The 18,618-nt window shown below is 62.6% G+C and carries 18 protein-coding genes, 2 tRNA genes and 4 pseudogenes; 4 read left to right on the top strand and 20 right to left on the bottom strand.

All coding sequences use genetic code 11. The features are described from left to right. Positions 1–119 precede the first annotated feature (119 nt). Positions 120–545, top strand: a complete 426-nt coding sequence (locus tag H9L14_RS05995; RefSeq protein WP_187709601.1) for a DUF3775 domain-containing protein — start codon at positions 120–122, stop codon at positions 543–545. Here H9L14_RS05995 and H9L14_RS05990 read toward each other — a convergent pair. Genes H9L14_RS05990 through H9L14_RS05980 form a run of 3 tightly spaced genes read right to left on the bottom strand, consistent with a single transcriptional unit; the run spans position 542 to position 3,559 of the window. Next, on the bottom strand, positions 542–1,045 hold the full coding sequence (locus H9L14_RS05990; protein ID WP_187709600.1) for a 2'-5' RNA ligase family protein: 504 nt from the start codon (positions 1,043–1,045) through the stop codon (positions 542–544). The genes H9L14_RS05995 and H9L14_RS05990 overlap by 4 nt on opposite strands. Next, positions 1,030–1,584 (bottom strand): PRC-barrel domain-containing protein, encoded by a 555-nt coding sequence (locus H9L14_RS05985; RefSeq protein ID WP_187709599.1) that lies wholly within the window; start codon positions 1,582–1,584, stop codon positions 1,030–1,032. The genes H9L14_RS05990 and H9L14_RS05985 overlap by 16 nt, the downstream gene beginning before the upstream one ends. A gap of 31 nt (positions 1,585–1,615) precedes the next feature. Further along, positions 1,616–3,559 (bottom strand): potassium transporter Kup, encoded by a 1,944-nt coding sequence (locus H9L14_RS05980; protein WP_187709598.1) that lies wholly within the window; start codon positions 3,557–3,559, stop codon positions 1,616–1,618. Between the two features lie 188 nt (positions 3,560–3,747). Here H9L14_RS05980 and ald point away from each other — a divergent pair, with 188 nt between their 5' ends. Then, the gene (ald, locus tag H9L14_RS05975) at positions 3,748–4,854 is read left to right on the top strand and encodes an alanine dehydrogenase (protein WP_187709597.1); all 1,107 of its coding nucleotides are present in this window, start codon (positions 3,748–3,750) and stop codon (positions 4,852–4,854) included. Here ald and H9L14_RS05970 read toward each other — a convergent pair. The 10 genes and pseudogenes from H9L14_RS05970 to H9L14_RS05930 all read right to left on the bottom strand — a co-directional run bounded on the left by H9L14_RS05970 (position 4,833) and on the right by H9L14_RS05930 (position 10,752). Next, positions 4,833–5,210 (bottom strand): tetratricopeptide repeat protein, encoded by a 378-nt coding sequence (locus H9L14_RS05970; protein WP_187709596.1) that lies wholly within the window; start codon positions 5,208–5,210, stop codon positions 4,833–4,835. The two genes, ald and H9L14_RS05970, sit on opposite strands and share 22 nt — an antisense overlap. A 56-nt stretch (positions 5,211–5,266) precedes the next feature. Continuing rightward, positions 5,267–5,464, bottom strand: coding sequence for a hypothetical protein (locus H9L14_RS05965; RefSeq protein WP_187709595.1), 198 nt, complete (start codon positions 5,462–5,464; stop codon positions 5,267–5,269). Then, positions 5,461–5,867: pseudogene (locus H9L14_RS05960) on the bottom strand (cytochrome c-type biogenesis protein). The gene H9L14_RS05965 and the pseudogene H9L14_RS05960 overlap by 4 nt, the downstream one beginning before the upstream one ends. Further along, positions 5,864–6,391, bottom strand: a complete 528-nt coding sequence (locus H9L14_RS05955; protein ID WP_246444500.1) for a DsbE family thiol:disulfide interchange protein — start codon at positions 6,389–6,391, stop codon at positions 5,864–5,866. The pseudogene H9L14_RS05960 and the gene H9L14_RS05955 overlap by 4 nt, the downstream one beginning before the upstream one ends. Next, a pseudogene (locus tag H9L14_RS05950) lies at positions 6,388–8,299 on the bottom strand (heme lyase CcmF/NrfE family subunit). Before H9L14_RS05950 ends, H9L14_RS05955 begins: the two are co-directional and overlap by 4 nt. Next, a complete protein-coding gene (ccmE, locus tag H9L14_RS05945; RefSeq protein WP_187709593.1) occupies positions 8,296–8,745 on the bottom strand; it encodes a cytochrome c maturation protein CcmE in 450 nt (149 codons plus the stop codon). The pseudogene H9L14_RS05950 and the gene ccmE overlap by 4 nt, the downstream one beginning before the upstream one ends. After that, complete coding sequence (locus tag H9L14_RS16565; protein ID WP_281389435.1) at positions 8,742–8,873, bottom strand: hypothetical protein; 132 nt, start codon at positions 8,871–8,873, stop codon at positions 8,742–8,744. The genes ccmE and H9L14_RS16565 overlap by 4 nt, the downstream gene beginning before the upstream one ends. After that, positions 8,870–9,586: a heme ABC transporter permease CcmC gene (gene ccmC, locus H9L14_RS05940; protein WP_187709592.1), complete on the bottom strand. Its 717-nt coding sequence runs from the start codon at positions 9,584–9,586 to the stop codon at positions 8,870–8,872. The genes H9L14_RS16565 and ccmC overlap by 4 nt, the downstream gene beginning before the upstream one ends. A gap of 8 nt (positions 9,587–9,594) precedes the next feature. Next, a pseudogene (locus H9L14_RS05935) lies at positions 9,595–10,643 on the bottom strand (Leu/Phe/Val dehydrogenase). A gap of 32 nt (positions 10,644–10,675) precedes the next feature. Beyond that, positions 10,676–10,752, bottom strand: a tRNA-His gene (locus H9L14_RS05930). Positions 10,753–11,009: 257 nt separating this feature from the next. On the opposite strand from H9L14_RS05930, the gene H9L14_RS05925 reads away from it, so the two are divergent. Continuing rightward, complete coding sequence (locus H9L14_RS05925) at positions 11,010–11,669, top strand: Crp/Fnr family transcriptional regulator (RefSeq protein ID WP_187709591.1); 660 nt, start codon at positions 11,010–11,012, stop codon at positions 11,667–11,669. A 28-nt stretch (positions 11,670–11,697) separates the two neighbouring features. Here the strand turns inward: H9L14_RS05925 and H9L14_RS05920 are convergent. From H9L14_RS05920 to lon, 3 genes are all read right to left on the bottom strand, one after another. Further along, positions 11,698–11,772: transfer RNA gene (locus H9L14_RS05920), tRNA-Val, on the bottom strand. Between the two features lie 51 nt (positions 11,773–11,823). Continuing rightward, positions 11,824–12,096: an HU family DNA-binding protein gene (locus H9L14_RS05915; RefSeq protein ID WP_187709590.1), complete on the bottom strand. Its 273-nt coding sequence runs from the start codon at positions 12,094–12,096 to the stop codon at positions 11,824–11,826. 84 nt (positions 12,097–12,180) lie between these two features. Next, positions 12,181–14,580: an endopeptidase La gene (lon, locus tag H9L14_RS05910; protein WP_187709589.1), complete on the bottom strand. Its 2,400-nt coding sequence runs from the start codon at positions 14,578–14,580 to the stop codon at positions 12,181–12,183. Between the two features lie 103 nt (positions 14,581–14,683). Between lon and H9L14_RS05905 the strand changes: the two genes are divergently transcribed. Next, on the top strand, positions 14,684–14,893 hold the full coding sequence (locus H9L14_RS05905; protein WP_187709588.1) for a hypothetical protein: 210 nt from the start codon (positions 14,684–14,686) through the stop codon (positions 14,891–14,893). Here the strand turns inward: H9L14_RS05905 and H9L14_RS17575 are convergent, their stop codons facing one another. The 4 genes and pseudogenes from H9L14_RS17575 to H9L14_RS05885 all read right to left on the bottom strand — a co-directional run bounded on the left by H9L14_RS17575 (position 14,894) and on the right by H9L14_RS05885 (position 18,565). Further along, positions 14,894–15,304 (bottom strand): hypothetical protein, encoded by a 411-nt coding sequence (locus tag H9L14_RS17575; RefSeq protein ID WP_187709587.1) that lies wholly within the window; start codon positions 15,302–15,304, stop codon positions 14,894–14,896. It abuts the gene before it with no gap. Positions 15,305–15,410: 106 nt separating this feature from the next. Further along, positions 15,411–16,675: pseudogene (gene clpX / locus H9L14_RS05895) on the bottom strand (ATP-dependent Clp protease ATP-binding subunit ClpX). A 213-nt stretch (positions 16,676–16,888) separates the two neighbouring features. Further along, positions 16,889–17,902: an inorganic phosphate transporter gene (locus H9L14_RS05890; protein ID WP_187709586.1), complete on the bottom strand. Its 1,014-nt coding sequence runs from the start codon at positions 17,900–17,902 to the stop codon at positions 16,889–16,891. Positions 17,903–17,920: 18 nt separating this feature from the next. Continuing rightward, complete coding sequence (locus tag H9L14_RS05885) at positions 17,921–18,565, bottom strand: DUF47 domain-containing protein (protein ID WP_187709585.1); 645 nt, start codon at positions 18,563–18,565, stop codon at positions 17,921–17,923. Positions 18,566–18,618 lie beyond the last annotated feature (53 nt).

Genomic DNA, 18,618 nt, shown 5'->3' with positions numbered 1-18,618 from the left:
TATTCGCGACCCCGCGAGGCGGGACGCCGCGGCCATATAAGTGCGCGACCAGTGTCGGTCAACGCGAGGAACCGCTTACGGACGTTCACGTTCAAGCGGCATAATCGAAAGGCACTTTGATGGACCCGTTGACCCCGCTCGAAACGCTTTGCCGGATCATTCTTCGGGCGCGGGAGTACGAGGCCCAAACGCCAACGGACTATGACGGCAACGAGACCGCCGACAATGTCGACGACGAAGAGGAAGGTACCCTTTCCGTCCTCGACGACACGATCAACGACAGTGTCGAGGAAGAGCTCAAGGCCGTCTTCGAAGATCTCGGCGAGGACCAGCTCGCGGAAGTCGTCGCATTCTGCTGGGTCGGCCAGGGAACGTACGACGTCGGCGATTGGGAAGAGGCGATGGAGGAAGCCAACGACCTTACCAAGAACGGAAGCGACGCCGCGATCGACGAACTTATGGACATGCCGATGCTTGCGTCGGTTCTCGAAGCAGGTCTCGCGGCGTTCGATCTCAGCTGCGACGGAATCGGCGAACTCAGCTAGCCCCTGAAAGAGAACTTCCGCAGGGTCTCCCAGGGACCGCCCAAATAGCGGTGCAGGCCTACGCCAGAAATGTGGATCGGCCGTCGCAAGAATTGATCGCCCAGTGCATCTATCAACGCTCGCGCCTCTCGCGGCGGCGCCTTGTTCTGGATCGTGACATGGGCTGACCAGCCCGCCGAGTCCTGAGCGGTCAGCAGTCCCCGCAGTCGCTCGGCGATCTCCGCCCGGATAGCGTCAAGTTCTTCGGACGCCACCCGAAGCGCCACTCCTCCGCCGAGATTCACGATGCTTCTGATGCACGCACGAGGAGGAGGCCGTCCGGCCATGGATTTCAGGATTTGCCGCAATTCGTCTTCAGCGGACGGTGCGATGGCGTGGAAGAGGGTCAAGTGTGCCAGCACTTGGTTCCGTTCAGCGGGATAATGGCGGCGGCGCAAGGCATCGAGCCAGGCGAAATCTTCCGGTGCAAATTCGGCAGTGACGATTAGCGGACCGGCCATTCCTTGCCCGTGATTTCCTTCAGTTCATCCACGCAATCAAGGATCAGCCTGTCGGCTTCAACCTTCGTCGCACCCCAAGGCAGCCGATGGAGCGTCTCCCCCACGCCGCCGACTCCTCCCTTCGCTACGACAACATAGTGCAGTCGACCGCTAGAGCAGCCGGCCATGCCGTCCACGCAATTGCCGACTTCATCTCCGGAATGGCTTTGAACTGGCGCCTTAAGCAGTGTCGAGACCGGGAACAGGGCTTCCCCGGGAGTGCGCTCGCTTTTCTCCGCGGCGAGCGAGGCGCCCTCCTCTATCCGCGACTGCCGCCCGAGCCAGCGCCAGACGCCGAAGAGATTCAGGCCTGTCAGCAGGATATTCGTCCACAGCAAAGCGGGCTGGTTCGTCAGGAAAGCCAGCGCCAGCCATGCCACGGAACCGACGGTAAAGACCGCGAAGCCATAACCGGTGATTCGAGAGCCGAGATTCGATGCCGTTACCAACGCCGCTGTAACCGTCGCGATCGTTGCCATCCAACCGATGAGATCTTCCATGGCTGCCGCAACACACGATCAGCCGCGAGGTTCAGATTTCGACCTGGCTTCCCAGTTCGACGACGCGGTTGGTCGGCAGCTTGAAGAACTCCATCGCGCTTTCCGCATTGCGAAGCATCCAGGAGAAAAGCTTCTCGCGCCAGATCGCCATGCCTGGGCGCGACGAGGCAATCAGCGTCTGCCGGGCGAGGAAGAAGCTCGTATCCATCATCTTGCAGGCGGGTCCGCAGCCTTCGAGCTTCGACAACTCGGCCGGAATGTTGACCTCTTCCATGAAGCCGTAGTGGATGATCACGCGATAGAAGCCCGCGGAATAATCCTGCGTCTCCGCGCGCTTTTCCTCGGACACGTAAGGCACGTCCTGAATTTTCACGGTTAGCAGGATCACCCGCTCATGAAGGACCTTATTGTGCTTCAGGTTGTGCAAAAGCGCATGGGGCACGCCGCTTGCGGAGCTGGTCATGAAGACCGCGGTTCCGGGCACGCGGGTTGCGCTGGTAGCCGCCGACTTGATGAAGATTTCCATGGGCAGGCTGGCTTCGTCCATCCGCGCCAAAAGGAGCTGGCGGCCCTTCGCCCAGGTGGTGAGCAAAGTGAAGGCAATCGCCCCGATGAGGAGCGGGAACCAGCCCCCGGCGGGGATCTTCAGCAGGTTCGCGCCGAGGTAGAGACCATCGACCGTGAAGAAGAGCGCTAGGAGACCGATCGCGAGGTAGCGGTTCCAATTCCACAGCTGCAGCAGCACGACGGAAATGAGGACGGCGTCGATCAGCATCGCGCCCGTAACAGCGATGCCATAGGCCGCAGCCAGGTTCGACGAGCTGCCGAACATGATCACGAGGAGGATGACCATCGTCATCAACGCCCAGTTCACGACCGGAATGTAGATCTGGCCGGCGGCGCTCTCGCTCGTATGCGCGATTCGCAAGCGCGGAACGAAGCCCAGCTGTATGGCTTGCTGGGTGACTGAAAAAGCTCCTGAAATCACTGCCTGGCTAGCTATGATGGTCGCCATGGTCGCAAGTAGGACCAGGGGCAGGCGCAGCATGTCAGGAGCGAGGTAGAAGAACGGGTTCTTGACCGTTTCCATCGCCTGCGCAGCGCCCATGTTCATGAGCATCGCGCCCTGCCCCATGTAGTTGAGCAGCAGCGCGGGCATGACGAAATAGATCCACGAAACACGGATCGGCTTGCGGCCGAAGTGGCCCATGTCCGCGTACAGCGCCTCGGCGCCGGTCACCGCGAGGACGACCGAGCCGAGCGCAATGAATGCCCGCAGCGGCTCGTCGAAAAAAAACGTGAACACGTGCACCGGGTTGACCGTTGCGAGGATCACCTGCGGACGGTCGACGATGTGCATCACGCCGAGCACGGCGATGACCGTGAAGTAGAACAGCATCACCGGACCGAACAACGCCCCCACTCTCGCCGTCCCGTGCGACTGGATCGCGAAGAGGCCAATCAGGATTCCGACTGCGATCGGAATGACGAAAGGCTGCAGCCCGGCATTGACGGTCGTCAGGCCTTCGACTGCGGACAAGACCGAGATCGCCGGGGTGATCATGGAATCGCCGTAGAAGAGCGCGGTCGCGAAGACGCCGAGAAGGACTATCCCCGCTGTCCATCTCTTCTTCCCGCCCAATTGCCGGTTGATGAGGGCCAGCAAGGCCAGGCTTCCGCCCTCGCCCTTGTTGTCGGCGCGCATAATGATGGTGACGTATTTCAGCGTCACGATGATCATCATCGACCAGAAGATCAGGCTAAGCACACCGTTGATGTGCATCTGGTCGACATGGAGGGTGTGATGACCCGCGAAGGTCTCACGGAATGCGTAGATCGGCGACGTACCGATGTCGCCAAAGACGATGCCGATCGCACCGACGGCCAGCTTGGCCATCGATCCCTGCCCGTGAGCATGCCCATGCGAATGATCTTGCGGGGCTGCTTCAGCTCCGCCGGTTGCTGTTACGCTCATGGAATCGAAAACTGCCTGGACCGACTGCGAACCCGCATTTCTGGTGCCCCCGCACCGCCGCCGGAGCAGCGGCGCGCCGCACTAGCACCAGTGAACAATGGCCGCAAACCCTGCCGTAATGTGGGGGGACAAGGGCGTTTTGCCAGTCTATAGGCGCGCGCAATCACCATCAGCGGAGCGAACGAATAATGCGGGTCGGGGTGCCTAAGGAAATCAAGGTGCATGAATATCGGGTCGGTTTGACCCCCGCTTCGGTGGCCGAGCTGGTATCGGCCGGGCACGAAGTGTTCGTCCAGGCTGAAGCCGGCAACGGCATCGACTGCCCGGACGGCGCTTACAAAAAGGCCGGAGCGCAAATCCTTCCGGATGCCGAGTCCGTGTTCAAGTCGTCGGACATGATCGTGAAGGTCAAGGAGCCGCAGCAGCAGGAAATCGCCCTGCTCGAGCCGCGGCACATCCTGTTCACCTATCTCCACCTCGCTGCCGACAAGCCGCAAGCCGAGGGCCTGATGAAGTCGGGCGCGACCTGCATCGCCTATGAGACGGTTACGTCTCGGACGGGTGCCCTTCCCCTTCTCAAGCCGATGAGCGAGGTCGCTGGCCGCATGTCGGTGCAGGTCGGCGCGCACTATCTCGAAAAGGAGCAGGGCGGTCGCGGTGTCCTCCTTGGCGGCGTTCCCGGAGTCGCGCCGGCGAAGGTCGCGATTCTCGGCGGCGGCGTAGCCGGCGTGAATGCCGCGCAAATGGCTACCGGCATGCGCGCGGACGTCACCATCTACGACATCAACAATGATCGGCTGGCCGAGCTCGACATGTTCTTCTCGAGCCAGATCAAGACGGCCTACGCCTCGCGACGCGCGATAGAGAATGCGGTGCAGGAAGCCGAGCTGGTCATCGGAGCGGTCCTCGTTCCCGGTGCGGCCGCTCCCAAGCTCGTCACGCGCGACATGCTCAAGACGATGAAGCGCGGATCGGTGCTGGTCGACATCGCGATCGACCAGGGCGGCTGCTTCGAGACGTCGCATGCGACCACCCACGCCGATCCGGTCTACGAGGTCGACGGAATCATCCACTACTGCGTCGCGAATATGCCGGGCGCGGTTGCCCGGACCAGCGCCTTCGCGCTCAACAATGCGACGCTTCCGTTCGCCCTGAAGATCGCGAAACTGGGAGCGGAAGAGGCGATGCGGCACGACCCGCATCTCGCAGCCGGCCTCAACGTTTCGGGCGGGAAGATCCGCCACGAGGCCGTCGCCGAAGCGCTCGACCTTCCTTACGAGCCGGTAGCAGCCTGAGGCGGTCGCCGCGGTCCTTCGAGGGCCGCGACCGCATCCTCGACGAAGGGGCGCCAGCTGGCATCGGCTGGCGCCTCCGCGAGAATTTGCCGCCAGAGGATCAGCGCATCCTTTGGATCGCCCGACCGGGCGAGCGCGAGACCGTAGAAGAAACGCGGTGCAGGATAGTGAGGCGCAAGCTCCTGCGCCCTGCGGAACGCCAGCTCGCTGGCCGGCGTCAACGTTCCAGCGTGGTCGGCAAGGGCATTGCCCAGACCGATCCAGAGCGCCGGATCGCCGGGGTGCTCCCGCACCGCCGACTGGAGGATTCCCGCAGCTTCCTGCGTCCTCCCTCGGCTTGCGAGTGATTCCGACATTACGAGCCAATGCTCGGTGGGCGTGAATTGCCCAAAGAAGGCATGGCGCAAATTCGTCAGGGGATAGGCGGCTGCCGTTGCTCGGCGCTTCGAGGCGACGACGGCAGCTCAGGCTGGCCCAGGAAGGCATAGCCGGCTGACCCGAAAAGCAGGGCCGCAACGGAAAGGTGCATCATTGGCCCGCGAACGCTGAGCGCCCACAGCAGGCCAAGCGAGGCCGCAACTAGCACGAGCAAGCCGACCCAGCCGCTCATCGCCGCTTCCTCCTGAGCCGCCCCGCAGCGACGGCTGCGCCGAAGATCAGCAGAACGACCGGAGCGGCCCACAACGGCCACGCAATCGGCTTTGCCGAGGGCGGTAGCTGATCCAGTCGCCGTAGCGCTCGATCAGCCAGGCCCGGATCTGATCGGGCTTCTCGCCCGCCGCAATGCGCCGGCGAACGAGGTCGCGCATGTCGCCTGCAAGCTCGGCGTCCGAGTCGGCGATCGACTGTCCCTGGCAGACAAGGCATCGGATCTCCTGCATCAGCTCCTGGGCCTTCGCCTCCTGCTTCGCATCGGGAAGCTGGCGATAGGCCCAATAAGACGGCGGCAAGTTGGAATCCGCAAAAGCTGGCGCCGCCAGCGCGATCAGAAGAGCAACCGCGAGAGGCCTCACCGCACCTTCTCCAGCTCTTCGAGAACCTTCGGAACATCCGCCGGTCCGATCGGACCCACATACTGGAGCCGGATGACGCCCTTGCCGTCGATCACGAAGGTTTCCGGAACTCCGGCGGACCCGAGCGCGAGTTGCACCCGGCTGGTCGGGTCGCTCCCGATCCGGGTGTACGGATTGCCATGGCGGTCGAGGAATGCGGCGATTCCGCCCGGAGTGTCGCGGATGGCGATACCCTCGATCTTCACGCCCCGCCGCTTCAGTTCCTCGAGGACCGGAGCTTCAGCGACACACGGCACGCACCAACTTGCGAACAGGTTCAGCAGGCGCGGCTCGCCGGTCGCGAGGTCAGTAGAACGCAGCGCCGGAACATCTGGCGCAGCCTGCGCCAATTCGAACGCAGGGACCGGCCTGTTGACCAGCTGGGAGCGAACGGTCGGATCGTTGGGCGCGACCAGGCGCCACGCGAATGCGATCAGGATCCAGATCAGTAGGACGATCGGAATGAGGCGGAGGCCGCGGCTCATAATGCTGCCGCCCTGCGTCTGCGCCATACTCGCATCGAGTGGCCGATGAGCGCGAGCAGTCCCCCGAGCCCGACCAGCATCCCGCCGAGCCAGATCAAAGTGACCATGGGCTTCCACCAAAGACGCAATTGCCAGCGGCCTTCCTGATCGGACTGGCCGAGGACCGTGTAGAGCTGGCCACCAAGGACGGTCTGGATCGCAGCCTCGTTGGTCTCGGTGGGCGGATCGGTGAAGAAGCGCGACTGCGGACGAAGCACATGCACTCCGCCTCCACGCGACGCGCGGAGCTCCGCCTCAAGAGCGGTCCAGTTCGGGCCGGCGACTGGCGACAGATTCTCGAACCGAACCAGCCACGGCCCGACATCGACCGTCTCGCCGAGCCTGACCGCGGTCAGCTTTTCGGTGGTAAACGCGCTGTCTGCGGCCATCCCGGCGACGGAAACGGCAGCACCCAAATGAGCGATGATCATACCCCAGGTGGCGAGCGGCGTGCGCAACGGATTACGACCGATCAAGGGGAGGATCACCGCCGGGATCAAGCCGGCGGCCAGCGCCAGCCCAAAGCGGGAGAGAATGCTTGCTTGCGGCATGGCAAGGAAGGCGATGACCAGAGCGGTCGCGGCACAAAGAGCCGGCGGCGCGAGCTTGCGAAAGATCGGCCGCTTCTCCTGCCTCCAGCTAAGCAGCGGACCGAAAGCGAGAAGAATGCCGAGCAGGATCGCAAGCGGTCCGGCAACCGAATCGAAGTACGGCGCCCCGACCGAAAGCTTCTCCCCGGAAAGCGCCTCCGCCATCAGCGGATAGAGCGTCCCGATAAAGACGATTCCGAGGATGACCGTCAGCAGCAGATTGTTGACGACGATCCCCGCCTCACGGCTGACAAGTTCGAAGGGTGCCCCTTCGCGCAATGAACCGGCGCGGAAGGCGAAGAGCACGAAGGCCGCGGTCACGTAAATACCGAGCAGGCCCAGGATGAAGGCGCCGCGCGTCGGATCGACCGCAAAGGCATGAACCGACGTTAGAATGCCGGAGCGCACCAAGAACGTGCCGACCATCGACATGGAGAAAGCGATGACCGCAAGCATCATCGTCCACGCCTTGAGTGCGTTGCGCGCTGCAAGCACCGCGACCGAGTGCAGTAAGGCGGTGGCCGCAAGCCAAGGCATGAGCGAGGCGTTCTCGACCGGGTCCCAGAACCACCAGCCGCCCCAGCCCAGCTCGTAATACGCCCAGTAGCTGCCTGCGGTGATCCCCAGCGTCAGGAAGATCCACGCACCGAGAACCCATGGGCGCATCGCCCGCGCGAGATGACGATCGACGTCGCCCGCAAGCATGGCGCCGACAGCGAGGCTGAACGCGACCGAAAGCCCGACATAGCCGAGGTAGAGCGTTGGCGGATGAAAGGCCAAGCCCGGGTCCTGAAGCAGCGGATTGAGGCCCTGCCCTCCACCGGCGCCGGGTTCAATCGCGCGAACGGATTGGAGGCGAACAGCAGAAAGGCGTGGAAGCCCAGCGCCAGCGCCGCCTGAGCGCCAAGGGCCGCAACAAGCGTCCGGCTCGGAAGTTGGCGGGAAAAGATTGCCAGAGCCGCGCCCGACACGCCCAGCACCGTGACCCAGAGAAGCATCGAGCCTTCGTGATTCCCCAGGCTCCGGCAATCTTGTAGATCAACGGTTTGGCGCTGTGGCTGTTCTCGGCGACCAGCGCCGCCGACAGGTCCGTCCTCGCGAAGACGAGCATAAGCATCGCGAACGCGAACAGGCAGAGCACGCCCTGCACTATCGCAAGCGCCCGGACGGGCCGATCCGCTTCCAGCTTTCCGCGAACGTGCGCGATGCTCAGGAACAGCCCGAGAAGCGACAGCGCAGCGGCTAGCCAAATGGCGGCAAGGCCTGCCTCCGGGATCATCGCTTGAGCGTACGTCCCACTTTGTGCTCGGCGGCCTGATTGCCGAGTTCCGGAGGCATGTAGCGCTCATCGTGCTTGGCCAGGATGTTGTCAGCGACGAACGTCTGGTCCGGCGCGAGTTTGCCTTCAGCGACGACTCCGCTGCCTTCGCGGAACAGATCGGGAAGGATGCCGCGATAGGAGACCAGCACACGCGCCTCGCCGTCCTCGACCATGAAGCGCGTCGTCACGCCGTCGCGATCGCGCTTGACCGAGCCGCGCTCGACCATTCCGCCGAGTCTGACGGCCTTTCCGGCCACCGCCTTGCCCGCAACTACATCCGCGGGCGTGTAGAAATAGGCCGCGCGATCCTTGAGCCCCCACATGGCGAGCAAGACCGCGCCCAGCACCGCCAGGAGCGCGAGGACGACAAGGACGAGGCGCTGGTGCTTCGGGCGGGCAATCATTGCGGGCGCTTCAACCCGTCCGCAGCGGCCTCCGCCTTACGCATTGTCACGTATGCCCAGGCGAGCAGCCCGGTCGTTCCAAGAACAACGACGGCGTACGCGGCCGTTACGAATGCCCAATGGTTCATTCCGCGGCCGCCCGGCGCATGCGCGCCTCGACCTTGGCTTCCGCGAGTTCGGCCCGCATGCGCATCAGGACGGCGGCTCCGAACAGGCAGGTGAAGCCCAGCGCAGCGAGCGGCAGCGGCCAGAGGATCGATGAATCGATGCTCGAACCAGAAACTCCGATGCTCTGGCCCTGATGAAGCGTGCGCCACCACAGGACCGAATAATGGATAATTGGGAGGTTGATCGCGCCAATCAGGCCGAACAGGGCCGCGATGCGCCCTTCGCCTCCGCGCTCTCGCTCTGCGCCCGCCAGTGCGATGTAACCGAGATAGAGGAAGAACAGGATGAGCATCGACGTAAGGCGGCCGTCCCATTCCCACCAGGTGCCCCAGGTCGGCCGACCCCAGATCGAGCCCGTGAGCAGGCAGATCGCGGCAAAGGTCGCGCCTGCCGGGGCCAGCGCGCGACCTCCAACGGCCGCCAAGGGATGACGCCAGACGAGTTGCGCGATCGAAGCACCGGCAATGCCTGCCCAGCCGGCCATGCCAAGCCAGGCCGCCGGCACATGGACATACATGATGCGGACCGTCTCACCCTGCAGGTAATCGGGTGGCGTAAGGGTCAGGCCTCCAATGAGCCCTGCAGCCGTCAGCAACAGCCCAATAGCCAGCAGCCAGCCAGTCGCGGGTCGCGCGAATTTCAGGAACCTTGCCGGGTTGGCAAAGCGGTGCACGGCCTGCCTTAACCCCTGCCGATCAGCCGCTGCGCCATCGCATCGGCAACCGACGCGGGGTCGCGGCCAGACTGGGCGCTTTCCGCCCAGATCTGCTCGAGCCGGTCCGGAATGCCCTCGATCCGCTTGCGCACGAGGCTTGCATCGCCGTCGCGAAGATATTCGGTGCAGACATTGATGATGCCGCCGGCGTTGATCACATAGTCCGGCGCATAAAGGATCCCGCGCTCATGCAGGCGTTGCCCGTCCTCCTTTTCCGCAAGCTGATTGTTCGCGCCGCCCGCTACAACCGGCACTCGAAGCGCCGCAATCGTCTGCTCGTCGAGGATCGCTCCCAGCGCGCATGGGCTCAGCACGTCCGCCTCGATTCCCAGGATTTCTTCGGTGCTGACAACCTTGCCGCCGGTAGCATCAGCCAGCTTCTGAGCCTTCGCCGCATCCACGTCCGCGATTGAGAGCCTCGCGCCTTCCGCCGCCGCATGGACCGCGACGCCCGTCGCGACGCTGCCCGCGCCCTGCAGCGCGATGTGAAGACCGTTTACGCTATCCTTGCCGAGCGCGCGCCGAACCGCGGCCTTGAGGCCGAGAAAAACTCCAAGTGAAGTATGCGGCCCAGGATCGCCGCCCACATCGCCACCTTCGACCGGAAGACCAGCAACGAACGGCGTCTGGCGACGGATTTCGATCATGTCGGCAACGCTCATGCCCACGTCTTCCGCGGTCACGTAGCGGCCGCACAGATGATCGACCGCCCTGCCGAAGCAATGCAGCATTTCCGGGGTCTTGGTACGGTTCTCGTCGGCGATGATCACCGCCTTGCCGCCCCGAGCGGGAGGCCGGCCATAGCGTTCTTGTAGCTCATGCCGCGTGACAGGCGCAGCGCGTCGGTCAGACCTTGGGCAGGATCCGCATAGTGCCAGAACCGGCAGCCGCCCGCGGCCGGACCCAAATGGGTCGAATGGACGGCGATGATGGCCTTGAGACCGCACTCTTCGTTCCAGACGAAGTGCAGGTCTTCATGCGCGTCGAAATCTTCGAAGCCCCAGGGCGTATTCATAGGATGGAAAAGGTCCGATAATCGTCAAGAAATGGGGCGATCGACGGGACTTGAACCCGCGACCCCCGGTACCACAAACCGGTGCTCTAACCAGCTGAGCTACGATCGCCATGATGCGTCCCATGGCATCTCTCCCCGGGGCGCGCGCGCTCCTTAGGGTGGCAGCCTTGCGAAGGCAAGCGAACCGGGAGGCGTCGTCGCGTTGGCAGCCTAAGTGCCTTTGCGTAGTTAATATGGGCGTGAATAGGCCCATTTTAAGTTTGCTAAGATCGTTTCAGAGGCGCAATTTGTCTTGGGGAGAACGAAGATGTTGGCGAGTCGCCGCTCGGGCCAGTCGCCGGATCTGGCGTTTCGCTACGCGACACGTTGATTGCGGCCGGACTGAATGAAGAACTTGTCGATCTGCTTGATCATATGCCGCACAGGGTCATCCAGGTCGATCCTCGACGGCCGTTCCGCGAGCCTGGGGTTCCGCGCGACGAAGTCCTGTTTGTCCGATCGGGTCTGATTTCCAAATTCAAGGTCGATAGTTCCGGGCGACGCCAGATCGTTGCCTTGAGGTTCCCGGGTGAAGGTGTGCTTCCTCGCGACGGCCTTGCCAGCTACGGAATTCAGGCGATTGTTCCCAGCGAAGTCATGGTCGGAAGCTCCAAGGACCTCGGCTCGATCATCGAGGCCCATCCAGAGATCCAGCAATTCTTCTGGAGGCTGACGCAGCGCAATGAAGCGATCGGCTACGAATGGCTGGTCAATTGCGGCCGCCGGGATTCGACGGCTCGCGTTGCACACCTGCTGTGCGAAACGGCGGTGCGGAGCCACACGAAGGTGCCGGACGAAGCGCTGCACAATCCTTTCACGCAGCAGCAGATCGCGGAGATTACCGGCCAGACGTCGGTGAACGTGAACCGCGTCATGGCGGACCTGGAACGGCAAGGCCTGATCAGGCGCAAGGGACGCGACATCACGTTCATGGATTGGTCCGAGATGCGTCGCGTCGCCAGCTTCCAGCCAGCTTATCTCGAATAGATTTCGGCGGATTGGCTGCGCTCGGACATGGTGGGCGCGACAGGGATTGAACCTGTGACCCCACCCGTGTGAAGGGTGTGCTCTACCGCTGAGCTACGCGCCCATGCCCGTTCAGGAAGTCGCGGATATAGTGCCGGCTTCCGCCGTGTCCAGCTTACTGAACAGCATCCTTCAAGACCTTGCCCGGACGGAACTTGGGCTGGGCGCTGGCCTTGATCTGCATCGGCTCCCCAGTGCGTGGATTGCGCCCGGTGGACGCCTTGCGGCGAGTGACCGAGAAATTGCCGAATCCTACGAGCCGAACTTCGTCGCCGCGCTTCAGCGCGGACGTCACAACTTCGAGCATCGTCTCCACGGCACGAGCGGCGTCGTTCCTGCTGAGACCTGCGCGATCAGCGACATGTCCGATCAGTTCCTGCTTGTTCATCGGTTCGGCTCTCCCCGGAATTCTACGCGAGACTCACCCGCGACCGCCAAATCCTTAAGGCAAGAGTCTAAACACAAGTAAAGGTCAGTGCCGCAGGGACGCTTCACCTTCCGACGAATGGCCAGGAACTCGGTGTTCGGCCGCATGCTCGTCCGCCTCTGTCCATTCGATCGGCTGCATCTTCTGCGTCATCGCGCGGGCAAGCACCTCATCGACATGCGAAACCGGCACGATCTCGAGGAGATCGCGGACGGTCGCCGAAATATCGACCAGGTCCTTCTCATTCTCCTGCGGAATGAGAACGGTTGTGATCCCGCCGCGAAGAGCCGCGAGCAGCTTTTCCTTCAGGCCGCCTATCGGAAGAACACGGCCACGAAGCGTAACTTCGCCGGTCATCGCGACGTCACGCCGGACCGGAATGCCGGTGAGCGTCGAGATCATCGCTGTGACCATGCCGATGCCCGCGGACGGGCCGTCCTTTGGTACCGCGCCTTCCGGCAAGTGGACGTGGATATCCTTGCGGGCGAAGATCGAGGGCTTCACGCCGTAAGCCGGCGCGCGAGCCTTCACGAAGCTCATCGCCGCCTGGATCGACTCCTGCATCACCTCACCGAGCTTGCCGGTCGTCCTGATCTGTCCCTTGCCGGGAACAGTGACGGCCTCGATGGTCAGTAGCTCGCCACCGACTTCGGTCCAGGCGAGACCCGTAACGGCGCCGACCTGATCCTCTTCCTCGCCAACGCCGTAACGGAAGCGGCGGACACCGAGGAAATCGTTGAGGTTGTCTTCGGTTACGACGACGCTTTCGAACTTGCCTTCGAGAATCTTGCGCAGCGCCTTGCGGGCAACCTTCGCCAACTCGCGCTCAAGCGTTCGGACGCCGGCTTCGCGGGTGTAGAAGCGCAGGATTCCGCGCAGCGCTCCGTCAGTGAACTCGAGTTCGCTGTCCTTGAGACCGTGCGCTTCCATCTGCTTCGGGATGAGATGACGACGCGCGATCTCGACCTTCTCGTCCTCGGTGTAACCCTCGAGCCGGATAATCTCCATGCGGTCGAGCAACGGCTGAGGCATGTCGAGCGAGTTTGCGGTCGTCACGAACATCACGTCCGAAAGGTCGTAATCGAGCTCGAGGTAGTGGTCCTGAAAGCGCGAATTCTGCTCAGGGTCGAGCACTTCGAGAAGCGCGGAAGCCGGATCGCCTCGGAAATCCTGGCCCAGCTTGTCGATCTCATCGAGCAGAAACAGCGGATTGGACGTGCCGGCCTTCTTCAGGTTCGACACGATCTTGCCCGGCAGCGACCCGATGTACGTCCGGCGGTGGCCCCGAATCTCGGCTTCGTCACGGACTCCGCCCAGCGACTGGCGAACAAACTCACGTCCGGTCGCACGAGCGATCGAGCGGCCGAGAGACGTCTTGCCGACGCCGGGAGGCCCGACGAGGCAAAGGATCGGGCCCTTCAGCTTGTTGGTACGCGCCTGGACCGCGAGATATTCGACGATCCGGTCTTTAACCTTTTCAAGGCCGTAGTGATCCTCATCGAGGATGCTCTGCGCCTCCGCGATGTCCTTCTTTAGCTTGGACTTCTTGCCCCAAGGCAGTCCGAGCAGGACATCGAGATAATTGCGAGCAACAGTCGCTTCCGCCGACATCGGCGCCATCGCGCGGAGCTTCTTCAGCTCGGCATTGGCGCGGTTGCGGGCTTCCTTGGAAAGGCGCGTCTTGCGGATCTTGTTGGCGAGTTCCTGGAGCTCGTCGCCGCCCTCCTCGCTCTCGTTGCCGAGCTCGCGCTGGATCGCCTTCAACTGCTCGTTCAGATAATACTCGCGCTGCGTCTTCTCCATCTGACGCTTCACGCGGCTGCGGATCTTCTTCTCGACCTGCAGAACGCCAAGCTCGCCTTCCATGAAGGCGAACACCATCTCGAGCCGGCGCGACGGGTTCATCTCACCAAGCAGCGCCTGTTTGTCGGCAACCTTGATCGACAGGTTCGACGCGACCGCGTCAGCGAGGACGGAAGCGTCCTCGATCTCGCTCAGCTGGATGCCTGTTTCCGGCGGGAGCCGCTTGTTGAGCTTCGCGTAATTCTCGAACTGATCGATCACCGAGCGCATGAGCGCCTGGACCTCCGGACCGTCTGCGGTCTCCTCATCCACTTCCTCCACCTCGGCTGCCATGTAGCCGTCCTGGGGCACCAGCCCGGTCAGCCGGGCCCGCTTCGCGCCCTCGACAAGGACGCGGACTGTGCCGTCCGGCAGCTTCAAGAGCTGCATCGCAGTCGCGATCACGCCGAGATCGTAAAGAGCGTCGCGATCGGGATCATCCTCGCTCGGATCAAGCTGGGCGACGAGGAACAGCTCCTTGTCCGCGGACATGGCCGCTTCGAGGGCGGCCACGGATTTTTCGCGGCCAACAAACAGCGGAACGATGCGCTGCGGGAAAACGACGATGTCGCGCAGGGGCAGGATGGGAAGCAAACGTGTCATAGATGAGCTATATGGGCGGCGCCCGTTCAAGGCGCAACAAAGGGCGGAACAATCGCGCCGAGCGGAGCGCTGAATGCCTCAGCCGTACAAAGGAGTGCGAGCAATGGCCGACGATAGAGAAAAGATCAGCACTGGGCCGAATGACAGGCCGCTCAACGAGACGATCGCCGGGACCGGGCCGGGTATTCCGGACGAAGCTCTGGTTCCTGGAAAGGAGCTCCCGCAACCTCCGACCGAGGAGCAGGAGAAGCGCATTCGGGAGCGCCTCGGCGTCGAGGAAGAAGTCGATACCCTGCCGCTCGAAGGCGAATGATTAGAGCATGTGCCCGTCGCCAGCATGAGCGCCGGCGGAAGATTCTGGAGCGCGTGAACCGTCGCTGGGATCGCGAAGGCCGTCAGCAGTGACCGGCTGCGCCAGGTGACGAACAATGTCGAGAAGATCAGAAACGGCCACCAGATCACCAGACCCCACGTTGGGTGAAAGCTCGAATGGAATAGTCCCCATCCAATCGAACTGATCATGATAGCGACTGCCGGGTTCACGAAGCGGAGCAGGATCAGCAGCGCCGTTCCCATCATCAGCGTCTCGACGACCGGTGAAAGGATCACGATCAGAAAGATTTGCATCGCCGGCGACACCGGGAAATCCGGCTGCGACGCGTTGGGGAAGATCAGGCTGATTAGCGCGGCCAGGGCAATGCTCGGGACGAAAGCCATGAGCCAACCGACGCCGATCGCGACAAGCGGCCGGCGTGGTTCGCGGATCGGTCTTGGCAGGATTTCGAGTGGGCCGAGCCCTAGGCGGCTTGCGTCAGCGGACAATTCAGCCGTCACGCGGCGTCGCCCGCCTTACCCTTCTTGGCGTAGACCCGGACGGGCTCCTTAGTGCCCATAACGACTTCCTTGTCGACGTGGACCTCGTCGACGCCGTCCATCGACGGCAGGTCGAACATCGTGTCGAGCAAGATGCCTTCGAGGATCGAGCGGAGTCCGCGCGCGCCGGTCTTGCGATCGATCGCTTTGCGGGCAACCGCGCCGAGCGCGTCCTCGGTGAACTCCAACTCGACATCTTCCATGTCGAACAGCTTGGCGTACTGCTTCACCAGCGCATTCTTCGGCTCGACCAGAATCTTGACCAAGGCCTCCTCGTCGAGGTCCTCCAGCGTCGCAATCACCGGCAGACGGCCAATGAATTCGGGATGAGGCCAAACCTCAGCAGATCCTCGGGCTCGGTATGCTTGAGCGTCTGGCCCGTACGCCGTTCTTCCGGAGCCGCAACGTGGGCGCCAAAGCCCATCGACTTGCCCTGCATGCGGTCGTCGATGATCTTCTCGAGTCCTGCGAAAGCGCCGCCGCAGATGAACAGAATGTTCGTCGTGTCGACCTGCAGGAATTCCTGCTGCGGGTGCTTCCGGCCGCCCTGGGGCGGGACCGAGGCGGTCGTGCCTTCCATGAGCTTCAGAAGCGCCTGCTGCACGCCCTCGCCAGACACGTCGCGCGTGATCGAAGGATTGTCAGACTTGCGCGAAATCTTGTCGATTTCGTCGATGTAGACGATGCCGCGCTGCGCCTTCTCGACATTGTAGTCGGAGGCCTGAAGCAGCTTCAGTATGATGTTCTCGACGTCCTCGCCGACGTAACCGGCCTCCGTTAACGTCGTCGCGTCGGCCATCGTGAACGGCACGTCGAGGATGCGGGCGAGCGTCTGGGCCAGCAGAGTCTTGCCACAACCGGTCGGGCCGATCAGCAGGATGTTGGACTTCGCGAGCTCGACTTCCTGGCCCGTTTTCGCGCCGTGGTTGAGCCGCTTGTAATGGTTGTGAACCGCGACCGAGAGAACGCGCTTCGCACGGTCCTGCCCGATGACGTAGTCGTCGAGGACCTTGCAGATCTCCGCCGGCGTCGGAACGCCGTCGCGGGTCTTCACCAGAGCGGACTTGCTCTCCTCGCGGATGATGTCGTTGCAGAGCTCGACGCACTCATCGCAAATGAACACCGTCGGCCCGGCGATCAGCTTCCTGACCTCATGCTGCGACTTGCCGCAGAAGGAGCAGTAGAGGGTGCTCTTGCCGTCGCTGCCTGAAAGCTTGGTCATCTAAGTCCTTGTTCAACCGGTCTCATGGACCGCCTCTCGAAGGCCATGCTAGCCTTCTTTATTGCACAATCAATCTTGGTTCAGGGTTAACGTCAGCCCCAATCGATCGCTTCTGTCCCGAATATGGATTGCGTCGGGACGCGCGGCAAGGGCCGCGAGCGCGGCTTTCGTGCAACAAATTGCTGAGACGAACGGCTTTTCCCGCTTGTCAGTCTAGAACAGGGTCGTGAACCAGTAGAAGAGCGCCGCAACCGCAGCCGATGCGGGAATGGTGATGATCCAGGCCGTCATGACGTTTCCGGCAACCTGCCAGCGCACCGCCGAAGCACGCCGGGCCGCGCCTGCGCCGATGATGCAGCCCGTTATCGTATGGGTCGTGGAGACCGGAATTCCGAGCCAGGAGGCAGTGAACAGCATCACCGACCCGCCGAGGGACGCGCTGAATCCCTGATGCTGGGAAAGTTTCGTGATGCGGATGCCCATGGTCTCGATAATCCGCCAGCCTCCTGAAAGCGTGCCGAGACCCATCGCTACGTAGCAGCTCAAGGCAACCCAATGCGGCACCTGAAATTCGCCGTGCAGATAGCCCGTCGAATAGAGCAGCACTGCAATGATTCCCATCGTCTTTTGCGCGTCATTTAATCCGTGCCCGACGCAATAGGCCGCTGCGGAGCTAATGTGTAGAACACGGAAACTTCGCTCGGCTCCAGCAGCGGTCGCCCGCACGCCTAACCAGCTTGTGACCAACATGATGAGCATCGCAAGGACCATGCCCAGTGTCGGCGAAAGGACGATCGCGACCAACGTCTTGTTGAGCCCGCCCCACTGTACGCCGTTCAGCCCAGCATGGGCCACGCCTGCACCGATGATCCCGCCGACAAGCGCATGACTGGACGACGAGGGAATGCCCTTGAGCCAGGTGACGACGTTCCAGAACATTGCCCCGACAAGCGCGCCGAACACCACGCCAGGCGTGACGAGATCCTTGTCGATCAGGCCCTTGCCGATCGTGTCTGCGACCTTGTGGAGTTCCGGGACGGCCAGTGCCAGGAAATAGGCGGCAAAGTTAAAGAAAGCCGCGAACGCTACCGCCGTGACAGGCTTGAGGAGACGGGTCGCAACGACCGTCGCGATGGCATTGGCTGCGTCGTGCAGACCGTTCAGAAAGTCGAACGCCAGCGCAATAAGGATAAGGCCAACCAGAAGCGGAAAGGCGAGCTCGTGCATGTTCCTGCCTCAGCCCGCCTAGGAGTGGTCGATCACGATGCCGTCGATTTGATTGGCGACGTCCTCGAATGCGTCTGTCACCCGCTCCAGGTGCCTCAAGATTTCCCGTGTTACGGCAAATTGCAGGGGGTCCGTCCTCGCAATCTCCCGGAATGCGCGCCTGAGACCGGCTGCGTGAATATCGTCGGCCTTCCCTTCGAGGCGAACGAGCCGTTCGGTCAATTCATGGAGCTTTTGGCCGTTCCTGCTGACGTCGCGAAGCAAGGGAATCGCATCGTTAGTCACGCGGGCCGCCTCGGCGATGACCGCGACGATGTCCTTCATCTCCGGCCTGAGTTGCTCGACTTCGTAAAGGTCGATCGCCCGGGCCGCGGCGAGCATTTCGTCGATTGCATCGTCCATCGCCCCGATGAGGGACGTGATCGCGCCACGGTCGAATGGGGTCAGGAAGGTCTTACGAACGGTCGTAAGGACGTCGCGGATCACATCGTCCGCAACATGTTCGCGATCCTGGATCGTCCTGAGGCACTTCTCGGTAGAACCGCCATCGCTTGCCAATTGCTTGAGGGCTTCGGCCGCTGCGACGAGCATTGCCGAATGCGCTTCGAACATGCCGAAGAAGTCGCCCGTCTTGGGCAGCAGGCGCTGGAACCAGCCGAGCATTTACGAAATCCCTGGACGTGACAGTTCTGTGACGGCTCAATGACAGGGATTTC

Source organism: Sphingomonas sediminicola (genome assembly GCF_014489515.1).
Classification (GTDB): domain Bacteria; phylum Pseudomonadota; class Alphaproteobacteria; order Sphingomonadales; family Sphingomonadaceae; genus Sphingomicrobium; species Sphingomicrobium sediminicola.
The sequence above is the reverse complement of the archived record's forward strand: the minus strand, read 5'-3'. Positions and strand labels throughout refer to the sequence as shown.

Coding starts and splice junctions, on each gene's coding strand:
- H9L14_RS05990 (WP_187709600.1), bottom strand. CDS start 1,045: ATGGCCGGTCCGCTAATCGTCACTGCCGAATTTGCACCGGAAGATTTC.
- H9L14_RS05985 (WP_187709599.1), bottom strand. CDS start 1,584: ATGGAAGATCTCATCGGTTGGATGGCAACGATCGCGACGGTTACAGCG.
- ccmE (WP_187709593.1), bottom strand. CDS start 8,745: ATGATTGCCCGCCCGAAGCACCAGCGCCTCGTCCTTGTCGTCCTCGCG.
- H9L14_RS05965 (WP_187709595.1), bottom strand. CDS start 5,464: ATGAGCGGCTGGGTCGGCTTGCTCGTGCTAGTTGCGGCCTCGCTTGGC.
- lon (WP_187709589.1), bottom strand. CDS start 14,580: ATGACACGTTTGCTTCCCATCCTGCCCCTGCGCGACATCGTCGTTTTC.
- H9L14_RS05885 (WP_187709585.1), bottom strand. CDS start 18,565: ATGCTCGGCTGGTTCCAGCGCCTGCTGCCCAAGACGGGCGACTTCTTC.
- H9L14_RS05890 (WP_187709586.1), bottom strand. CDS start 17,902: ATGCACGAGCTCGCCTTTCCGCTTCTGGTTGGCCTTATCCTTATTGCG.
- H9L14_RS05970 (WP_187709596.1), bottom strand. CDS start 5,210: ATGTCGGAATCACTCGCAAGCCGAGGGAGGACGCAGGAAGCTGCGGGA.
- H9L14_RS05905 (WP_187709588.1), top strand. CDS start 14,684: ATGGCCGACGATAGAGAAAAGATCAGCACTGGGCCGAATGACAGGCCG.
- H9L14_RS05955 (WP_246444500.1), bottom strand. CDS start 6,391: ATGAGCCGCGGCCTCCGCCTCATTCCGATCGTCCTACTGATCTGGATC.
- H9L14_RS16565 (WP_281389435.1), bottom strand. CDS start 8,873: ATGAACCATTGGGCATTCGTAACGGCCGCGTACGCCGTCGTTGTTCTT.
- H9L14_RS05980 (WP_187709598.1), bottom strand. CDS start 3,559: ATGAGCGTAACAGCAACCGGCGGAGCTGAAGCAGCCCCGCAAGATCAT.
- H9L14_RS05995 (WP_187709601.1), top strand. CDS start 120: ATGGACCCGTTGACCCCGCTCGAAACGCTTTGCCGGATCATTCTTCGG.
- ald (WP_187709597.1), top strand. CDS start 3,748: ATGCGGGTCGGGGTGCCTAAGGAAATCAAGGTGCATGAATATCGGGTC.
- H9L14_RS05915 (WP_187709590.1), bottom strand. CDS start 12,096: ATGAACAAGCAGGAACTGATCGGACATGTCGCTGATCGCGCAGGTCTC.